Annotated in this window: 1 protein-coding gene; it reads right to left on the bottom strand. The window is 68.8% G+C overall.

Features of this window, described 5'->3' with window-relative positions:
- A partial coding sequence (locus ACFWF3_RS31105) for a phosphopantetheine-binding protein (RefSeq protein WP_379317291.1) occupies positions 1-2,798 on the bottom strand: 2,798 nt, incomplete at both ends.

Below are 2,798 nucleotides of genomic sequence, written 5' to 3'. Positions count from 1 at the left end.
GACCTGCTTGGGCGTCGGCTGCTCACCCGCGGCACGCACGGCGGCGATGGCGGCAGCCTTGAGCGCGTCGTCGGCGACACCTGCCGCCCACTCCGGCTCGTCCTCGAGTTCAGTGCGGCCGAGCAAGAGGAACTCGCACGGCTTGCGAGCAGCCAGTTCACGAACACACCGCGCGGTCACTCCCCGTGCGCCACCGGTGACAACGAGAACATCGTCGGTGGTGAGGGCGAGTTCGGTGGCCGTGGCCGTGCTGTCGACTGCCTGCGGGCGCAGTGTCCAGCGGGTGTGCTCGGCGTCGACCCCGACTTCGCGAGCGTCGATCGCGGCGTCGTCGAGCTCGGCGAGGAAGGAGACGATCAGTGCCTCGTCGGTCAGTTGCGGCGAGAGATCCAATGCCCGGCAGAACAGCCCGGGCGCTTCCTGCGCGAGGGTCTTCACCAGACCGCTGACCCCGCCGACAACGGCGGCGGCGGCCGCTCGTTCACCGCGGTGGCCGAGCACGCCGTCGATGCGGGTGAGCGTCACGAACGCCGCCCGTGTCCCGGCTTCGGCGGTCGCGACCAGGCGGTCGTGCACCAGCGTGGCGGTGTGGATGGTATCGGCGAGCCGATGACCGCCCACCAGCCACTGGCTGTCCGCGGGCAGGACGGTCAGGCACAGATCCAGCCGCGCAACATCTTTCAGCGCGGACTCGATCGCCCCCCGCACGGTGGCGCCGTCCCATGCGGCTACGCCGGCATCGTCGCGGGCCGCGACGGCGGCCGTGTGCACGGTCCAGCCCTGCTGTTCGAGGCCGGTCGCGAGAGTCGCCGCGGTGGTGTCACCGTGGTCGAGGATCAACGCCGTCCGCTTCGCGGCGTAGGGCTGGGAAAGGCGGTCGATGTCGGGAAGTGCGACCGGCACGATCCGCAGCAGCACCGGATCGTCTTCGATCCCGTCCTGGCTGGATCCCGGCTGAAACCCGTGTGCACCGGCGGCTTCCGACCCGCCACCGACCGTGGGGACAGCCGGGGTTGCGGCGGGAGCGACGGAGCCGGCGACGAAATCGACGATGTCGTTCAGGGTCCGCAATTCCGCGACCTGCTCCGGGCCGACCGCGGGCACACCGTCGATACGCTCACCGACCGCACCCATGATCTGAACCCGCTTGATCGAATCCACCCCGAGATCGGCTTCCAGATCCAGCGACAACGCCAGCATCTCCGTCGGATAGCCGGTCTTCTCCGAAACGACCTGCGACAACACCGACCACACCGCGTCGGCATCGACCGCCGATTCGGTCGCAGGCGCTACAGGTGCCGAAACCACTGACGCGGCAACGAAGTCCACGATGTCGCTGAGCGTGCGCAACTCCGCGACCTGCTCCGGACCGACAGCGGGCACACCATCGATACGCTCACCGACCGCACCCATGATCTGAACCCGCTTGATCGAATCCACCCCGAGATCGGCCTCCAGATCCAGCGACAACGCCAGCATCTCCGTTGGGTAACCGGTCTTCTCCGACACCACCTGCGACAGCACCGACCACACCGAATCGGCATCGAGCGCCGGACCGGTCGCCGCCGGGGCGGCACTCGGACCTGAAACCACAGACGTGGCAACGAAGTCCACGATGTCGTTCAGGGTCCGCAGTTCCGCGACCTGCTCCGGGCCCACGGCAGGCACACCGTCGATACGCTCACCGACCGCACCCATGATCTGAACCCGCTTGATCGAATCCACCCCGAGATCGGCTTCCAGATCCAGCGACAACGCCAGCATCTCCGTCGGATAGCCGGTCTTCTCCGAAACGACCTGCGACAACACCGACCACACCGCGTCGGCATCGAGCGCGGGGCCGGTCGGCGCCGAAGCGGCACCCGGAACCGAAACCACCGATGCGGCAACGAAGTTCACGATATCGCTGAGCGTGCGCAATTCCGCGACCTGCTCCGGGCCCACGGCAGGCACACCCTCGATACGCTCACCGACCGCACCCATGATCTGAACCCGCTTGATCGAATCCACCCCGAGGTCCGCTTCCAGATCCAGCGACAACGCCAGCATGTCGGTCGGGTAGCCGGTCTTGTCCGACACCACCTGCGACAACACCGACCACACCGAATCGGCATCGAGCGCGGGGGCCTCGCTCACCGTGACGGCGGCGGGCATCGCGGCCTGGGGAGCGGGCTCGATGTCGGCTGTCCGGCGCGCCGTGGCAACATCCGCTGCTCGTGTCGGCTGTGGTTCGGGAGTCGCCACAGCGTTCGGCGCCGAGGGCTCAGCGACTGTCCGGTGGTCGAGCAGCGTCGTCGCGGGGGTGTGACTGCCGTTCCCGTTACCGGTGGGGAGTTCGGCGTGGAAGCCGTTCGTCCCGTTCGTGCTCGCGGTATCGACGGTCGGCGCCGGGGACCCGAGTTCGAGGCCGGACAGCGAGGCGAGGATCTCGTTGACCTGGACATGGGTCCGGCCGATCGCCAGGCTCTGCTCCTTGATCGCGTGCACGGTCTCGCGCAGGCGATCATCGACGCCACCGGTGCGCTGGGCGTCGCGCAGAACCGAGACCAGCCCTTCGGCGACCTCGAGTTGACCCTGCGCGTACCGGCTGTGGATGTCGAGGTGCTGCTGGGCAGCCACGTCGTATCCGGTCGCGGGCTGATGCCCGATGGTCGACTCCGCCCGGACCGGCGCGGCGGCCGGAGCTTCGGCGCTCACCAGTTCCCGAGTGACGGCGGGTGTCCGCGCGGCCTCGTTCCGACCGGCGGCGTAGGCCTCGGTGGTGAGGCGCTCCCGCTCGGCGGTATGCGCTCGCACGG

The sequence above is a fragment of the Nocardia sp. NPDC060220 genome, assembly GCF_042727815.1.
In the GTDB taxonomy this organism is placed as follows: Bacteria; Actinomycetota; Actinomycetes; order Mycobacteriales; family Mycobacteriaceae; genus Nocardia.
This window is presented reverse-complemented; position numbering and strand designations above follow the sequence as displayed.